Below are 15038 nucleotides of genomic sequence, written 5' to 3' on the forward strand. Positions count from 1 at the left end.
GGGTGAAGAGGCGGCACCGGTTCTGCGCCGCCGATTTATGGGAGCTTTCCATGTTCAAAAGTCTCAACCGGATCCGCGCCGCCTTTGCCAAGGCCAGCAAGCGCCGCCGCACGATGCGCGAGCTGAACGACCTGCCGACCGAGATCAAGAAGGATATCGGCTGGCCGCAGGCCGCGCAGGACGACGAGATTCGGTTGCCGTTCTGAGGCTGACGCAAAGGCGCCGCACCGCCGCGGCCGGCTTCTCGCGAGCTTCGAGCCGATGACGCCGGCCAGGCGCGCAAGGCGGCCCGGCCGGCGCCAGAAGGCGGCGCCTCAGCCTATATTTTCGCAACGACCGCGCCGGACACCGGATCCGTCACGCCGAGATCGCCACCCAGGTCTTCGAGCATATCGCGGAACGTGTCGAGAATGCCGATCATCATCGGCCGCGCCGCGGCGAGGCTGTCCATGTCATCCCATTCGCCGACCATGCAGAAGCTGCGCTCGCCGGTCTTGATCAGGGCGCCCTTGCGAAAGCCCTTGGCGTTGAGCGCGACCTTTTCGTGCGCGTCGACGAAGGCCTTTTCCTTGCCTGGCTTGGTGCGAAAGCGGACGACGTTGTAGGCGGTCATGGCGTTCTCCGTTCGATGAGATATCAGCCGGCCGGCTTGTAGGCGCCGGCGGCCTTGTTGGCGGCCGCGATCACCGCCTTCATGTCGAGCTCTTCCAGAACGACGAGATCGCTCACCGAGCCGCTCGCACGCACGGCAAGCGTCATCCCCATCCCGGCAATCTGGTCCGGCACCTCGCCATTGACGATGACGTCATAGAGGCCGCGCGTGAACATCAGGCTGTTCATCTTGCCGCCCACACTTTCAAACAGCGCCGCGATTGCAACTTCCCGGTTCGATCCTTGCATCAGCCCCTTGGCGGCATGGGGTTCGTAACTCGCCAGTATGGTAACCTTCATGGGATCCTCCTCCAAATATCACTGCCTCGGCCACCCGATGATGAGGGCGGCACGGACGTGCCTGTTTTCTCCTGGCATTTGACTGATCTTTGGACCGCTCCGGCGGCCTAGCCAAGGGGCGGTTCAACCGGAACCACGCCCCGGCTTGCAATAATATGCGCTTTTTCTAATATAACGACAATCCGCCATCTGCCGGGGAGCCGATGGCCGAACTTTCCATTGGCATCCGCGAAAATCTGTAGGCCAAATGTCGCCTCGACGATGCGCCATGACCGTTTTGTGTATTCACGCGCAAGGCGCGGCCTGATAATAGGTCAACCAAGCTGACCTAAATAGAAGCACTGCGGGAGGTGCGCCTTGACCTTGTTGAACCTTCTGGCATCGCGCTCGTCGCGGATGAAAGCCTCGGAAATCCGCGAGCTGCTGAAGCTGCTCGACCAGCCCGACATCATCTCCTTCGCCGGTGGCATTCCGGACCCGTCGCTGTTTCCTGCCGAAGCGATCGGCGACGCCTACCAGGCGGTGCTGGGAGGCAAGGAGGCGGGGGTCGCGCTGCAGTACCAGGTGAGCGAGGGCTATCTGCCGCTGCGTAAGTGGCTGGCGGCCCAAATGGGCAAGCTCGGCGTTCAATGCGACGAGGGCAACATCTTCATCACCTCCGGCTCGCAGCAGGCGCTCGACTATCTCGGCAAGCTCTTTTTGTCCCCCGGCGACACAGCCCTGGTCACCTGGCCGACCTATCTCGGCGCGCTCCAGGCCTTCAACGCCTATGAGCCGCGCTATGACCGGCTGAACCCCGCCGGCGGCAACATGACGCCGGAAGCCTACCGCGCCGCCGCCGCCGCTAACGGCGGCAAGGTGAAGTTCGCCTATCTGGTACCGGATTTCGCCAACCCGACGGGCAACACGCTGGACGTCAAGCAGCGCGAGGCGGTGCTCGACCTCGCCGCCGATCTCGACATCGCCGTCATCGAGGACGCCGCCTATCGCGCGCTGCGCTATGACGGGGAAGGCGTGCCGCCCATCCTGGCGCTCGACTGCGCCCGCTCCGGCGGCATCGACAAGGCCCGCACCCTCTATTGCGGGTCGTTCTCGAAGATCCTGTCGCCCGGCATGCGCGTCGGCTGGGTTTGCGCGCCGCGCCATGTCGTGGAGAAGCTGGTGCTGATGAAGCAGGCGTCCGACCTGCACAGCCCCTCGATCAACCAGATGGTCATGCACCGCGTCGCCGACACCATCTTCGACGCCCAGGTGGAAAAGCTGATCGGCGCCTACCGCAAGCGCCGCGACGCGCTGCTCGGCGCGCTCGAGGCCAACATGCCCGACGGCATTTCCTGGAGCCGCCCCGAAGGCGGCATGTTCGTCTGGCTGACGCTGCCGGAAGGCGCCGACGCCACCGAATTGCTGGCGCGGTCGGTCAAGGAGGCTCGCGTCGCCTTCGTGCCCGGCAACGCCTTCTATGCCGACGGCACCGGCCGCAACACGCTGCGCATGTCGTTCACCCTTGCCGACGACCGCGCCGTGAACGAAGGCGTGCCGCGGCTGGCGAAGCTGCTGCGGGGTTAGGGCGCAACGCTGAAGCGCCAATCTCCCCGTCGCAGGGAGATCAGCAGTTGCATTGCCGGTTATCACCGCCGCCTCGCGCAGGCGTGATTGGTAGTGCGCAGGCGTGATTGTCCGCGCGGCCGCTTCCTCGGCTAGGGTCGCGGCCGATCCAACACCCCCTGGATCGACCCGACCTTGGGGTCCCACCTCCATGGTCCGAACGAAAGAGCCCCGACGGCCTCCACCGGCGGGGCTTTTTTCGTTGCCCCGGCGGTCAGCGCGCCGGTCTGCCCTTTTTCGGGCCGCTTTTCCGCTAGGCTGTAGCGTTCAGGGAGGATCAGATGACCTTGCGTTTTGGCTTGACCATGCTTGCCTTCGTCGCCTTCGCCGCGCAGGCGCAGGCGTTTGAAATCTCCAGCCCGTCGGTCTCCGATGGCAAATGGAATGCGAAATATCTCGGCGACAAGGCCGGCTGCGGCGGAAAGAGCGTTTCGATCGCGCTTGCCTGGAAAGACCCGCCGGCCGGCACCAAGAGCTACGCGCTGACCATGTTCGACACCGACGCCAATGGCGGCAAGGGTTTCTGGCACTGGCTGGCCTGGAATATTCCGGCCAGCGCCAAGGGCCTGGGTGAAGGCGCCGGCGCCGAGGGCGGCAAGCGCATGCCGAAGGGCTCGGTGCTGGGCAAGGGCGGCGTCGGCCGCGCCGGCTATTTCGGCCCATGCCCGCCGCCCGGCAGCGGCCAGCATCACTATGTCTTCACGCTCTATGCGCTTGGCGAGAAGACGCTCCGCATACCGGAGAACCCGTTGCCGGATATGGTCTCGGTGGCGGCGAAAAGCTCGGCGCTGGGCGAGGCGACGGTGACGTATACTTACGGGAGGTAGCGGGGGAGAGCCAACCTCTCCCTCTTATGCCCGGCAGAGCAGAGGCGGTTGTGAAGGAATGCGGCACTTCGCCTTCGTCATCCTAGGGCGGAGCAAGGAGCGAAGCGACGCGCGCAGACCCTAGGATCCATGCCGTGACGCTAAGGCGTTGAAACGGTTAAGAATTCTGCTCCGTTGCGCTCTTCGGCGCGCGTCACGGCATGGATCCTCGGGTCAAGCCCGAGGATAACGAGCGTCGGCGCGGTTACTCCGCCGCTTCGAGCTTGTCCTGCGTCTTCGTCTCGAAGTCGCTGGCGTCGTGGCGCTCGCGCAGCTGGAAGGCCGGATCGCCGGACATGCGGTTGACCATGCGGCCGCGCGTCACCGCCGGCCGCGCGTCGATCGCGTCGGCCCAGCGCTGCACGTTCTTGTATTCATGCACCGAGAGGAACTGCGCGGCGTCGTTATAGCTGCGGCCCTTGGCGAGCCCGCCATACCAGGGCCATACCGCCATGTCGGCGATCGTGTAGTCGGGGCCGGCGAGATATTCGCTCTCCGCCAGACGGCGGTCGAGCACATCCATCTGCCGCTTGGTCTCCATGGCGAAACGGTCGATGGCGTATTCGATCTTCTCCGGCGCGTAGGCGTAGAAATGGCCGAAGCCGCCGCCGAGATAGGGCGCCGAACCCATCTGCCAGAACAGCCAGGAGAAGGTCTCCGCGCGCGCCGCGCGCTCGGTCGGCAGGAATTCGCCGAATTTTTCGGCGAGATAGGTGAGGATCGAGCCGGACTCGAACACCCGCACCGGCTTCGGCTCGCTGTGGTCCATCAGCGCCGGGATCTTCGAATTCGGGTTGACCTTGACGAAACCCGAGCCGAACTGGTCTCCATTGCCGATCTTGATCAGCCAGGCATCGTATTCCGCGCCCTTGTGGCCGAGCGCCAGAAGCTCTTCCAGCATGATCGTCACTTTCTGGCCGTTGGGCGTGGCCAGCGAATAGAGCTGCAGGGGGTGCTTGCCGACCGGCAGCTCCTTCTCATGCGTCGGGCCGGCGATCGGCCGGTTGATCGAGGCGAACTCGCCGCCATTCGGCTTGTTCCAGGTCCAGACTTTCGGCGGGATATATTGGTTCATGGGCAAGGGCCTTGCGGGTTCGGGAGGGCAGCGCGTCCGCTGATGGCGATAAATTTAGGTGCGGGTTTGCCGGCGTCAAAGAAAAAAGTTCAATCTTCGTTGAACTAGCGCTTGTGCCAGCCCGGCAAGGGGAAGATCACCCTTGCACCGCAGCCCTCTGGCCATACTTATAGAAATAGAAAAACCCGCAATGCAGGATGGATCGATGACCATCGAGAAAATTTCGCGCTCCGTCGTTGCCGTGCGCGCCACGGTTCCGGACGACGCTTTTACCGCCAATGCGCTGGGCACGCGCCGCGAGGGCAGCGGCGTGGTGATCCGCGACAATGGCCTGGTGCTCACGATAGGCTACCTCATCACCGAGGCCGAGGAAGTGTGGCTGACCGACCAGGACGGCCGCGTGGTGGCCGCGCACGCGCTGGCCTATGACCAGGAGACCGGTTTCGGCCTCGTGCAGGCGCTGTCGCCGCTCAATCTGCCGGCTGTCCAGTTCGGCAACGCCAGGAAGGCCAATATCGGCGACGCCGTGACGCTCGCCGACGGCATCGGCCAGCAGGTCGACGCCCACATCGTCACCAAGCAGGAGTTCGCCGGTTACTGGGAATATCTGATCGACGAAGCGATCTTCATCACGCCCGCGCATCCGTCCTGGGGCGGGGCCGCGCTGTTCGACCGCGACGGCAAGCTGCTCGGCATCGGCTCGCTGCGCCTGCAGATGAGCCGCGCCGGCGAGGTGGCCGACATCAACATGGTCGTGCCCATCGACCTCTTGACGCCGATCCTCGACGATCTCATCAAGCGCGGCCAGGCGGCCAAGGCGCCGCGCCCGTGGCTCGGCGCCTTCTCGGCCGAGTCGAACGGCATGGTGGTGGTGATGAGCGTAGCCGAAGGCGGTCCCGCCGCCAAGGCGGGGCTGCGCCAGGGCGACATCATCTCCGATGTGCGCGACGGCGAGGTCGACGGTCTGGCCGATTTCTACCGAAAGCTCTGGCAGAACCCGGCCGGCGCGGAAATCCCGCTGCGCGTCGTGCGCGACGGCCGCGAGACCTGGCTGCGCGTCAAATCCGCGGACCGCAATTCCTTCCTGAAGAAGCCGCAGCTGCAGTAGCGCCGCCCGCCAGATGCACCCCAGGCTGTTGAAGACCTTTCTGGCGGTCGCGCGCACGCGCAACATCACGCGCGCGGCGCAGGAGGTCAATCTCGCCCAGTCGAGCGTCAGCGACCAGATCCAGTCGCTGGAGGCCGAGCTTGGCGCCAGCATGTTCACTCGCTCGCGGCGGGGGCTGGACCTGACGCCGGCGGGCGAGGCGCTGAAACCCTATGCCGAGGACCTGTTGGCGCTGGCCGAAGACGCGCGCGCCGCCGTCGATGCCACAAGGGCAGGGGCGGCCGGCAGCCTGTCGATCGGCGCTCTGGAGACGATCGCCTCGGCAAGGCTGGCTTCGTGGCTCGCCGCTTTCCGCGCGGATCACGCCGGTATCGACATCAAGCTCAGGATCGCCGGGAGCGGGGAGTTGCTGCGCAGGCTGGGCGAGGGCGAGATCGACGTCGCCATCTGCTTCGAGCGGCCGCCCGGGCTTGATGTCGATGCCGAAGCGCCCGACTCGCGCCTTGCCAGGCGTGTCGTGGCGCACGAGCCGCTGGCGCTGATCGCCCCGCCCGGCGACAACCATGTGGATGTCGATCTGGCGACGCTGGCCGAGAAGCATTTCGTCGCCACCGAGACCGGCTGCGTCTACCGCGCCATGGTCGACAAGGCGTTCGGCGAAGCGGGGCTTGGCAAGCCAAGGCTGGCCGCCGAAGCCGGCAGCATCGACGCGATTGCCGGGCTGGTGGCGGCCGGCGCCGGCTTTGGCCTTGTGCCGCGGCTGGCGGCCGCCGCCGCGATCGATCGCGCGGAGGTGGCCGAGCTTGGCTGGCCCGGCCCGGTCCGCTCGGCCGACATCGTGATGGTCTGGCGTCGCCGGCGCGTCCTGCCGCCGGCGCTGAAGCAGTTTCTCGCGGCGATGAATGAGGGCTTTGCGCCGATCAAACCAACCGGTGCCCGCCCTCGACATGCAGCGTCTCTCCCGTCGTGAAACCGTTGCCGATCAGGAAGCGGATCGCGTCGGCGATGTCCTCGGGCCGTCCGACCCGCCCGGCCGGCAGGCGCTTCGCCATCGCGGCCAGCGTCTCATCCTTCTTCTCGCCGGCGACGAACTCCCAGATCGGCGTGTCGACCCAGCCGGGCGACACAGCGTTGACGCGGATCGGCGCCAGCTCGACCGCCAAGGCCCGCACCAGCCCTTCGAGCGCCGCGTTGACCGCCGCAACCACCGAGCCGCGCGCCGCAGGCCGATAGGCCGCAATGCCGGAAACGAAGGTTAGCGAGCCGCTCGGCGGCAGTTTCGGCGCGCCGTGCTTGGCGAGCAGCAGCGGCCCGTAGAGCTTGCTTTCTACCACACGCTGCGCGGCTGAGAGTTCGATCTCGGGCAACAGCCGGTAGGCGCCGTCGATCGCCGCGGCCGTGCTGACGATATGATCGAGCCTGCCGATGCGCGCGAACAGGGCCGCGACCTCATCCGCGCGGCTGACGTCGACCACCGCCGTTTCAAGCGTTCCCGGCCGGCCGAGCCCATCCCGCGCCGCGCTCAACTTCGCTTCGCCACGCCCGGCGATAATGACGTGCGCGCCTTCCTCGATGCAGCGCCTAGCGAGCGCCAGCCCCATGCCCGAACTGCCGCCGACAATCAGAATCTTTTCCATGTCCATGCCCTTCCTTTGCATGGACGGTCATGTGGCAGGCCTGCGCGCGTAGCGGAAACGGAAGAAACCGATAGTGGTATCGGAAGGTCCGATGATACCGGGCGGCCGCCCAGCTTTCGCCGGGAAAGTCAGGCGGCCTTGTGGAAGTCCATGTCAAAGCGCAGCGGATGGCCGAGCGCCTTGAACGCCTCCTCGAGCGAGTCGAGCCGTGAATTGTGGTCGAGCCGAAACAGCCGATCGACATGCTCTCGTTGGCATTTCAGCTCGCGCATCAGATCAGCCCGACTCCAGCCTTTTTCCCTCAGGGCCATGTAGAGAGCCGATTTCAGGAAGACGAGCGCCGGGACCTCCACAAACCATCCCTTGCCCTTGGTTTCCTTGAGCGGGAAAGGGATATCATCCCCGTGCGCAATTCGGGCGGCGATGGCCTCCTCAATGGCATTTCGCCCATTGCGGCAGGCTTCCTCTTTTGTGCCGCCATACGAAACCACCTCGTCGAATTGAGGTGCCGTAACCAGCCAGGTGTCGTTGTCGTCGGGCGTGAGAGCGAGTTCATACCACATACACAGTCTCCTCTATTTCAGGCCCAGATCCTTCTTGATCTTCTCGACCAGACGCGTTCCAAGCTCCTTACCACCGCCATGCATCGGCAGTTGCGAGACCTTGTCTTTGAGACGGACAGTCAGGTGACCGCTCCCACCGCGGTGGGTTTCAAAGGTACATCCCTGCTTGGCGAGCCAGCGCCGGAATTCGCTTGCGTTCATAAAAGATAGCGTATTCCACACATCTGTGGAAGTCAACAGAAGTGTGGAGTTCTTCAAGTCCTTGAAAAAGAGAAGTTTTTCTTGGCGCTACAATTCGTAAATCAGGAATCCATCGGACCAGGCTATCTCTCGCTTTGCTGACAGAAACTGGCACCAGCTCTCGCTACAATCGCCGAGGAATCGTCCACACTGCTTGCGGACGAAAAACGAGGTGATGATGGCTCCCATCAAGGTCGATCCGGACAAGGTCCGGGAATTCCCTGATGCCCACAGTTTCTATGCCTGGCTGGCTGACAACCACGACCGCGAAAGCGAGGTCTGGATCAAGATCCACAAGATCGGCTCGGGGCTCGCCTCGATCACGCCGAAGGAGGCGGTCGACGTCGTGCTCTGCTTCGGCTGGATCGACGCGGTGCGCAAGTCGCTCGACGACAAGAGCTTCCTGCAGCGCTACACGCCGCGCGGCAGGAAGAGCATCTGGAGCAAGATCAACATCGACAATGTCGCGCGCCTGGTCGAGTCGGGCCGCATGACCGAGCATGGGCTGCGCGAGATCGAGGCCGCCAAGGCGGACGGCCGCTGGGACCGCGCCTATGCCGGCTCGAAGGAGATGACCATTCCGCCCGACCTGCAGGCCGCGATCGATGCCGAGCCGAAGGCGAAAGCGATGCTGGAGAAGCTCTCGGCGCAGAACCGTTTCGCGCTCGCCTTTCGCACCCACAACATGAAGACCGAGGCGGGGCGCAAGAAGAAGATCGCCGATCTGGTGGCGATGCTGAAGCGCGGGGAGACGATCCATCCGCAGAAGAAGTGATCCCGAACCGAAGGACCGCGTTGACGAAAAGGCATTACCGGTTGTGGGAAAGGATCATGCCGCTTCGAAGATGATACAAAAACGCCGCCCGGGAGGGAGGGCGGCGTTTTCGGGAAGCGATGATCCTGAACCCTTTGGAAGCGGTCCGGGATCATCCGGTCATGAAGGTGGTCGCAATTCCAGGGAAAGTGGGAAGCGGTCCGGAATTGCGTGGAAACAGAGGCGGCGTTTACGCGGCCTTCTTCGCGGCAGGCTTCTTCACGTGGTGCTTCTTCACGTGATGCTTCTTCACATGGTGCTTCTTGACGTGATGCTTGTGGTGCTTCGCCACGTGATGCTTCTTGGCGTGGTGCTTCTTGTGCTTCTTATGATGCACGACCTTGGCGGCCGGCTTCGCGGCCGGAGCAGCAGTCGTGGTCGTCGTGGTCGCGGTGGTCGTCGAGGCGGCATTGGCTTCGGTGGTGCCGAGCGCCGGCACCGCGAAAGCGAGCGCGACGGCCAGGCCGAGAGCGGAAAGAAGGGTCTTTTTCATAATCGGCAATCCTTGGTTTAGATCGATGTCTGTTTGTCGCGCGCCGCAATCGCTCGGCTGCTCCGGTGCCGTTTATGACAGCGGGTTTTTTCGCGAGTTTTTCCGGATTGTTGAATCTTGTTTCTGGATTGTTTCCGGCATGTCCCCACCCGTGGAACGGGGGCTGCCTGGTGGTCAAAAGCCGATGCCAAACGCGCCTTTCGACCGACCAAGGCGGACTATCGGACTCGACGATGGCGTCCGAGCCGTTGCTGGGCTAATGTCGCCGGAACGAGGCCAAAACGGTGTCCGGCTGACAGACCTGTTGTTAACACCAGCGTCTGGCGCCACTTCGTACTGGAAGATCAGTTCCGATGCCTACGTTGCTGTCACTGCCCGACGACATATCGATCAAATCGGCGCTGGGGGAATCTGTCCTTGAAGCAGCTCGCCGGGCAGATGTCCCGATCGCCTGCGCTTGCGGCGGCAAGGCCAAGTGCTCGACCTGCCGGATTTGGATTCTCGACGGTGCGGACCGCTGCCCGGAGCGTACCGCGCCGGAGCGCGCGCTCGTGGAGCGGTTGGGGCTTGGCAACAACGTACGCCTGGCATGCCAGCTCAGGCCTGACTCCGACATCACCTTCCGCAGGCTCGTACTCGACGAGACCGACCTGCGAATGACCAGTCAGTTGCTGCCGCACAGGTCCACCAGTGCGGGCGAGCTGAAGTCGGTCGTCATTTTCTTCAGCGACGTTGCCGGGTTCACCCACTTCTCCGAAACGTTGACGCCCTACGACGTCATGTATCTGCTCAATCGGTATTTCACTCAGGTCGCTGAAGTCATCGAGCTCAACGACGGCTACATCGACAAGTTCGTCGGCGACGGGCTTATGGCGATATTCGGCGTGCAGGGCCAGGAGGATGCACCGGTGCGCGCGGTCAATGCGGCCCTGCAGACCCTTGCCACGGTCGATCGGCTGAAACCCTTTTTTGCCTCGATGTACGGGATCGACTTCGATATTCGCGTCGGTTTGCATCTGGGCGAAGCGGTGATCGGCTCGGTCGGATCACCCGGCAACGAGCGCCTGACGGCTATCGGCGATGCGGTCAATGTGGCGAGCCGCGTCGAAGCAGCCAACAAGGAGGCCGGAACCCGCCTCCTGATTACCGAGACGCTCTATGAACAGGTCAAGGGTGAGGTTGAAATTTCCGATTTCATTCGAGTGCGTTTGCGCGGTACCTCCGACCGAATTACGCTGTACGAGATAAAGAAGCTGAAGGCTGAAGCCGAGCGCCGGCTGAACGAAAAAGGCGCGCGCGAGACTATGCAGCTGGGCGGCAAGACCTGGCACCGGACGGTCGCCACGAGCGAACTGAAGGATGGCGACCACAAAGTCATCGAGTTCCCGGCGCTCTATGCCGTGATCTTGCGCAGGGGCGGGCGCGTCTATGCTTTTAACAATGCCTGCCCGCATTTGAAGTTGCCATTCTTCGAGACTGCCTCGGGGGCCAACGGCCACGCAGGACGGGCGAGCACTTTCGGCGAGGACGGCACGCTGGTGTGTCGCTGGCATCACAGCGGATTCGATCTGGATACAGGCGAAATCGTAAGGTGGTGCGAGGCGCTCAATGAGGACGGCACTTCGGCCGGCATGGAGATTCTCGGCGATATTTCAAAGAACCGGGCTCCGCTGCATCTCTTTCCGTGCCGCGAGGAGGATGGCTACATCTGGGTCGGTCTCGAGTGAGCGTACCCGCCAGATCGTCCATTCGGCCCTAGAGCAAATTCCAGGAAAAGTACGTAGCGGTTTTCCGTCCGGAATTGCGCGGAAACAAAGACCGCGCCCATTCATGAGCTGCATTGCGCAATGAGTGCCAATTCGGCGCTCTAATCGGTCGGCGTGATCGATGCCATCTTTGCTGTCGATAAGAGGAAATTGAAGGAGCAGAAGCAATGGCCGCTGAGGCAAATCATTCAGGCAAGGTGGCGCTGGTCACCGGCGCCAATCGCGGCATCGGCCTGGAAACGGCAAGGCAGTTGGCCGAACTCGGCTTCACCGTGCTGATCGGCGTGCGCGACCTGGCCAAGGGCGAGGCGGCGGCCAAGAAGCTCGGCGGCAAGGTCGAGGCCATCGCGCTCGATGTCGCCGCGCCCGATGCGGCGGCGCACGCCGCGGCAGAGGTCGAGCGCCGCTTCGGCCGGCTCGACGTTCTGGTCAACAACGCCGCGATCCACTACGACCCGTCGGCGCGGGCGCTGAAGCCCGACTGGGCGGTGATCCGCGAGGCGTTCGAGACCAATGTCTTCGGCGCCTGGCGCGTCGCCGCCGCCTTTGCGCCGCTGCTCAGCGCTTCCGCCCATGGCCGGCTGGTCAATGTCTCGTCGGAAGGCGGCTCGCTCGCTTCGATGGGCGCCGGCGCGCCGGCCTATTCGACCAGCAAGGCGACGCTCAACGCGCTGACCCGCATCCTGGCGGCCGAGCTGCGCGGCTCGGGCGTGCTCGTCAATTCGATCTGCCCCGGCTGGGTCGCAACCGACATGGGCGGCCCCGGCGGACGCCCCGTGGCGCAGGGTGCTGCCGGCATCGTCTGGGCCGCGACCCTGCCGGACGATGGCCCGACCGGCGGCTTTTTCCGCGACGGCAAGCGGCTGCCGTGGTGAAACGGGCTCGTGCGCGTCGCCGCCCGGCTGGCGGCGATTGATCGCGGAAGGAACGCAGATGGTTGTGGCCCAGACTGTGCCGCGGGGGCGAAATACCCCCAAAAATAGTCAAGTTGGCTATCGGATCCCTCCGAAACGAACATCCGGCGACATCCAATCGAAACAAACTTCAATCACTTAGCCAATGAAAGTGTCCGGAATCGCGCCCGAATCGCGCCCGCCAGAGTTTCAGTGCCTTGCAGGAAGACTAGCATGCTGCTGCTCAACCAACGTCCCGAACACAACCAGCCGTTGGTTGCCGCCGATGCCGAGTCTCTCGGCATGGCAGGCGGCGCGCGGGCCGAGCGTTACCTCGAGGCGCGCGACGACCATGCCGAAACACCACTGCTCGCCTTGCGGGCGCTGGCCGGCGAGCTCGGTATCGCGTCGCTTCATGTCAAGGATGAGGGCCAGCGTCTTGGCCTTGGCTCCTTCAAGGCGCTGGGCGGCGCCTATGCCGTCATGCGGCTGGTGCTGGAGGAGGCCGGCAAGTGGCTCGGCCGCGACGTCGATATCGGCGAGATAAACAACGCCCGGGTGCGCCAGATCGCGTCCGGCATGATCTTCGTCTGCGCCACCGACGGCAATCATGGCCGCTCGGTCGCGCAAGGCGCCAGTCTGGTCGGCGCGCGTTCGGTGATCTTCGTCCATGCCGGCGTAAGCCGCGAGCGTGTCGCGGCCATCGCCCGTTTCGGCGCCGAGATCGTCGAGGTCGAGGGCGGCTATGACCATGCTGTGCGCGAGGTCGCGCGCGTCGGCGCCGAGCGCGGCTGGAAGATCGTCTCCAACACCTCCTGGCTCGGCTATGAGCGCGTCCCCGGACTGGTCATGCAGGGCTATACGGTGATCGTTCGCGAGACGCTGCGGCGCATGGCCGAGCCACCCACGCATGTCTTCCTGCAAGCCGGGGTCGGCGGCTTCGCGGCGGCGATCGCCGGTCATATGGCGGTTATGCTGGGCGAGCGGCGGCCGAAGGCCGTGGTGGTCGAGCCGCGGCGCTCGGCCTGCGTCTACGCCTCGGCCGAGGCCGGACGTCCCGTGACGATCGCCCATCAGCAGCCGACCGTGATGACGATGCTCGAATGCGCTGAGCCGTCCCTCGTCGCCTGGCGCGTGCTGGCGCGCGTCGGCGATGCCTTCATGACGGTGGAGGAAAAGGATGCGGTCGCGGTGATGAAACGGCTGGCGCGGCCCTTGGGCAGCGATCCCGCGATCGTCTCCGGCGAGAGCGGCGGGGCAGGGCTCGCCGGGCTGGTCCGCGCCGCGGGCGACAGGCATATGCGCAAGGCGCTCGGCCTCGACGGGCATTCGCGCGTGCTCGTCATCAACTCGGAGGGCGCGACCGACCATGGCCGCTTTGCCGAGCTGGTAGGGATGGCGCCCGAAGAGGTGTTCCTGCAAACTGCCTGAGAGCAGTTCCGGTTCTCCGTGTCAAGAAAGGCTTTGGGCGACCGATGGCCAGACTCGACCTCGAAGCTCTTCACCGCGAGATGACGGCGTGGCGGCGCGATCTCCACGCCCATCCCGAGTTCGGCTTCGAGGAAAAGCGCACCGCCGCCTTCGTCGCCGGGAAGTTGCGGGAGTTCGGACTGGACGTCGCCGAGGGCATCGGCGGCACCGGCGTGGTCGGCACGCTGACCCGGGGCAGCGGCAACCGCGCCATCGCGCTGCGCGCCGACATGGACGCGCTGCGCATCGCCGAGCAGGGCACGCAGGCCTGGCGCTCGCAAACGCCAGGCACCATGCATGCCTGCGGCCATGACGGCCACACCTCGATGCTGCTCGGCGCCGCCAAGCTCCTGGCAAGCGAAGGCGGCTTCGACGGCACCGTGCGCTTCATCTTCCAGCCGGCCGAGGAATGGGGCAAAGGCGCGCTCGCCATGCTCGACGACGGCCTGCTCGAGCGCTTCCCCTTCGAGGAGATTTTTGGGCTGCACAACATGCCGGGCCTGCCCGTCGGCCATTTCGAGACCCGCAGCGGCCCGGTGATGTCGGCCGAGGACAATTTCGAAATCGTGCTCAAAGGCCTCGGCGGCCACGCGGCGCGGCCGCATGCCGGCCAGGAGACGCTGGTCGCCGCCTGCGCGCTGGTCGTCAACCTGCAAACCATCGTCTCGCGGCGCCTGAGCCCCGCCGATATCGGCGTCGTCTCGGTGACCGAGCTCATCACCGACGGCACCCGCAACGCGCTGCCCGGGCTGGCGCGCATCCTGGGCGACTGCCGCAGTTTTCGGCCTGAGGTGAGCGCCGCGATCGAAAAGGAGATGCGCCGCATCGCCGAGGGTACGGCGCAGGCTTATAATGTCGCTGCTGAAGTGACTTACACGCGCGAGTTCGTGCCTTTGATCAACGACGCGCCGCTGGTCGACGAGGCCCTTGCGGCTGCTAGGACCGCGCTGGCCGACGATGCCGTTGGCATCGCTGCCGCCGACGCCGTTCGCGTCGCGGCTGAGCCGATGACCGCCTCGGAGGACTTCGCCCGCTTCCTGACCCACGTGCCCGGCTGCTTCGTCTTCATGGGCAATGGCGACACCGCGCCGCTGCACAACCCCGCCTACGACTTCAACGACCAAGCCCTGCTGCACGGGGCGCGGTATCACGCCGCTGTGGTGCGGAGACGGCTGGCGGTGGGCGATTAGCAATCTCCCCCCTTGTGGGGGTTGAGGAGCGGTCCGCGCAGCGGACGAGAAGCCAATTGCTTGGCTTTCCGAGCGACGAAAGCCGGCAGGGCAGAGGGGGGCGCTGTCCCGCCGGCCTGCTGAAGCCTGGGTTCCTCGCCCCCGCAAAGGCGGGGGAGAGATGTCCGCGAAGCGGACGGAGAGGGGGCCTTCGTAGGGCGCTCTCCTCTCCGTCTCGGCTTCGCCCAGCCACCTCTCCCCACATTCGTGGGGCGAGGAATCTTGATCCTGCAGCGCCGCGATCCTTCACGCCCCCCTTCTGGCCTGCCGGCTTTCTCCCCCACGAGGGCGGAGACTAGCTGTAACCCGGTAACCCTTTCTTCTCTGC

Annotated in this window: 17 protein-coding genes; 10 read left to right on the forward strand and 7 right to left on the reverse strand. The window is 64.8% G+C overall.

What is annotated here, in order from left to right; all coding sequences use genetic code 11:
- Positions 1-50: 50 nt before the first annotated feature.
- The gene (locus EN862_RS16260) at positions 51-206 is read left to right on the forward strand and encodes a DUF1127 domain-containing protein (RefSeq protein ID WP_127865296.1); all 156 of its coding nucleotides are present in this window, start codon (positions 51-53) and stop codon (positions 204-206) included.
- Between the two features lie 113 nt (positions 207-319).
- On the opposite strand, the gene EN862_RS16265 is transcribed toward EN862_RS16260, so the two are convergent.
- Both EN862_RS16265 and EN862_RS16270 read right to left on the reverse strand, forming a co-directional pair.
- A complete protein-coding gene (locus EN862_RS16265) occupies positions 320-613 on the reverse strand; it encodes an antibiotic biosynthesis monooxygenase (RefSeq protein ID WP_127865297.1) in 294 nt (97 codons plus the stop codon).
- A gap of 23 nt (positions 614-636) precedes the next feature.
- A complete protein-coding gene (locus tag EN862_RS16270; RefSeq protein ID WP_126083289.1) occupies positions 637-951 on the reverse strand; it encodes a GYD domain-containing protein in 315 nt (104 codons plus the stop codon).
- A 396-nt stretch (positions 952-1347) separates the two neighbouring features.
- Between EN862_RS16270 and EN862_RS16275 the strand changes: the two genes are divergently transcribed.
- Positions 1348-2517 (forward strand): PLP-dependent aminotransferase family protein, encoded by a 1170-nt coding sequence (locus EN862_RS16275; RefSeq protein WP_189401352.1) that lies wholly within the window; start codon positions 1348-1350, stop codon positions 2515-2517.
- A gap of 320 nt (positions 2518-2837) precedes the next feature.
- The gene (locus EN862_RS16280; RefSeq protein ID WP_127865299.1) at positions 2838-3383 is read left to right on the forward strand and encodes a YbhB/YbcL family Raf kinase inhibitor-like protein; all 546 of its coding nucleotides are present in this window, start codon (positions 2838-2840) and stop codon (positions 3381-3383) included.
- Positions 3384-3627: 244 nt separating this feature from the next.
- On the opposite strand, the gene yghU is transcribed toward EN862_RS16280, so the two are convergent.
- Positions 3628-4497, reverse strand: a complete 870-nt coding sequence (yghU, locus tag EN862_RS16285; protein ID WP_127865300.1) for a glutathione-dependent disulfide-bond oxidoreductase — start codon at positions 4495-4497, stop codon at positions 3628-3630.
- A 205-nt stretch (positions 4498-4702) separates the two neighbouring features.
- Here yghU and EN862_RS16290 point away from each other — a divergent pair, with 205 nt between their 5' ends.
- Together EN862_RS16290 and EN862_RS16295 are read left to right on the forward strand one after the other, a co-directional pair.
- Positions 4703-5605: a S1C family serine protease gene (locus EN862_RS16290; protein WP_127865301.1), complete on the forward strand. Its 903-nt coding sequence runs from the start codon at positions 4703-4705 to the stop codon at positions 5603-5605.
- Positions 5606-5618: 13 nt separating this feature from the next.
- On the forward strand, positions 5619-6575 hold the full coding sequence (locus tag EN862_RS16295) for a LysR family transcriptional regulator (RefSeq protein WP_127865302.1): 957 nt from the start codon (positions 5619-5621) through the stop codon (positions 6573-6575).
- Here the strand turns inward: EN862_RS16295 and EN862_RS16300 are convergent.
- The 3 genes from EN862_RS16300 to EN862_RS16310 all read right to left on the reverse strand — a co-directional run bounded on the left by EN862_RS16300 (position 6526) and on the right by EN862_RS16310 (position 8006).
- Positions 6526-7263: an SDR family oxidoreductase gene (locus tag EN862_RS16300; protein WP_127865303.1), complete on the reverse strand. Its 738-nt coding sequence runs from the start codon at positions 7261-7263 to the stop codon at positions 6526-6528. The two genes, EN862_RS16295 and EN862_RS16300, sit on opposite strands and share 50 nt — an antisense overlap.
- A 107-nt stretch (positions 7264-7370) precedes the next feature.
- Entirely contained in the window at positions 7371-7805 is a 435-nt protein-coding gene (locus EN862_RS16305; protein ID WP_127865304.1) for a type II toxin-antitoxin system HicB family antitoxin, read from the reverse strand.
- A gap of 12 nt (positions 7806-7817) precedes the next feature.
- Positions 7818-8006, reverse strand: a complete 189-nt coding sequence (locus tag EN862_RS16310) for a type II toxin-antitoxin system HicA family toxin (protein ID WP_042642833.1) — start codon at positions 8004-8006, stop codon at positions 7818-7820.
- A gap of 217 nt (positions 8007-8223) precedes the next feature.
- On the opposite strand from EN862_RS16310, the gene EN862_RS16315 reads away from it, so the two are divergent.
- On the forward strand, positions 8224-8820 hold the full coding sequence (locus EN862_RS16315) for a YdeI/OmpD-associated family protein (RefSeq protein ID WP_127865489.1): 597 nt from the start codon (positions 8224-8226) through the stop codon (positions 8818-8820).
- 229 nt (positions 8821-9049) lie between these two features.
- On the opposite strand, the gene EN862_RS16320 is transcribed toward EN862_RS16315, so the two are convergent.
- On the reverse strand, positions 9050-9352 hold the full coding sequence (locus tag EN862_RS16320) for a hypothetical protein (protein ID WP_127865305.1): 303 nt from the start codon (positions 9350-9352) through the stop codon (positions 9050-9052).
- Positions 9353-9705: 353 nt separating this feature from the next.
- Between EN862_RS16320 and EN862_RS16325 the strand changes: the two genes are divergently transcribed.
- From EN862_RS16325 to EN862_RS16340, 4 genes are all read left to right on the forward strand, one after another.
- Positions 9706-11079 carry an adenylate/guanylate cyclase domain-containing protein gene (locus EN862_RS16325; protein WP_127865306.1) on the forward strand — a complete coding sequence of 458 codons (1374 nt, stop codon included), beginning with the start codon at positions 9706-9708 and terminating at the stop codon, positions 11077-11079.
- A 206-nt stretch (positions 11080-11285) separates the two neighbouring features.
- Positions 11286-11993: an SDR family NAD(P)-dependent oxidoreductase gene (locus tag EN862_RS16330; protein ID WP_127865307.1), complete on the forward strand. Its 708-nt coding sequence runs from the start codon at positions 11286-11288 to the stop codon at positions 11991-11993.
- A gap of 252 nt (positions 11994-12245) precedes the next feature.
- Positions 12246-13442: a diaminopropionate ammonia-lyase gene (locus EN862_RS16335; protein ID WP_127865308.1), complete on the forward strand. Its 1197-nt coding sequence runs from the start codon at positions 12246-12248 to the stop codon at positions 13440-13442.
- Between the two features lie 44 nt (positions 13443-13486).
- Positions 13487-14671, forward strand: a complete 1185-nt coding sequence (locus EN862_RS16340; protein WP_127865309.1) for a M20 aminoacylase family protein — start codon at positions 13487-13489, stop codon at positions 14669-14671.
- The last annotated feature ends 367 nt before the right edge of the window (positions 14672-15038 follow it).

This window comes from Mesorhizobium sp. M2E.F.Ca.ET.219.01.1.1, assembly GCF_004016445.2.
Lineage (GTDB): Bacteria > Pseudomonadota > Alphaproteobacteria > Rhizobiales > Rhizobiaceae > Mesorhizobium.

Coding starts and splice junctions, on each gene's coding strand:
- EN862_RS16260 (WP_127865296.1), top strand. CDS start 51: ATGTTCAAAAGTCTCAACCGGATCCGCGCCGCCTTTGCCAAGGCCAGC.
- EN862_RS16265 (WP_127865297.1), bottom strand. CDS start 613: ATGACCGCCTACAACGTCGTCCGCTTTCGCACCAAGCCAGGCAAGGAA.
- EN862_RS16270 (WP_126083289.1), bottom strand. CDS start 951: ATGAAGGTTACCATACTGGCGAGTTACGAACCCCATGCCGCCAAGGGG.
- EN862_RS16275 (WP_189401352.1), top strand. CDS start 1,348: ATGAAAGCCTCGGAAATCCGCGAGCTGCTGAAGCTGCTCGACCAGCCC.
- EN862_RS16280 (WP_127865299.1), top strand. CDS start 2,838: ATGACCTTGCGTTTTGGCTTGACCATGCTTGCCTTCGTCGCCTTCGCC.
- yghU (WP_127865300.1), bottom strand. CDS start 4,497: ATGAACCAATATATCCCGCCGAAAGTCTGGACCTGGAACAAGCCGAAT.
- EN862_RS16290 (WP_127865301.1), top strand. CDS start 4,703: ATGACCATCGAGAAAATTTCGCGCTCCGTCGTTGCCGTGCGCGCCACG.
- EN862_RS16295 (WP_127865302.1), top strand. CDS start 5,619: ATGCACCCCAGGCTGTTGAAGACCTTTCTGGCGGTCGCGCGCACGCGC.
- EN862_RS16300 (WP_127865303.1), bottom strand. CDS start 7,263: ATGCAAAGGAAGGGCATGGACATGGAAAAGATTCTGATTGTCGGCGGC.
- EN862_RS16305 (WP_127865304.1), bottom strand. CDS start 7,805: ATGTGGTATGAACTCGCTCTCACGCCCGACGACAACGACACCTGGCTG.
- EN862_RS16310 (WP_042642833.1), bottom strand. CDS start 8,006: ATGAACGCAAGCGAATTCCGGCGCTGGCTCGCCAAGCAGGGATGTACC.
- EN862_RS16315 (WP_127865489.1), top strand. CDS start 8,224: ATGGCTCCCATCAAGGTCGATCCGGACAAGGTCCGGGAATTCCCTGAT.
- EN862_RS16320 (WP_127865305.1), bottom strand. CDS start 9,352: ATGAAAAAGACCCTTCTTTCCGCTCTCGGCCTGGCCGTCGCGCTCGCT.
- EN862_RS16325 (WP_127865306.1), top strand. CDS start 9,706: ATGCCTACGTTGCTGTCACTGCCCGACGACATATCGATCAAATCGGCG.
- EN862_RS16330 (WP_127865307.1), top strand. CDS start 11,286: ATGGCCGCTGAGGCAAATCATTCAGGCAAGGTGGCGCTGGTCACCGGC.
- EN862_RS16335 (WP_127865308.1), top strand. CDS start 12,246: ATGCTGCTGCTCAACCAACGTCCCGAACACAACCAGCCGTTGGTTGCC.
- EN862_RS16340 (WP_127865309.1), top strand. CDS start 13,487: ATGGCCAGACTCGACCTCGAAGCTCTTCACCGCGAGATGACGGCGTGG.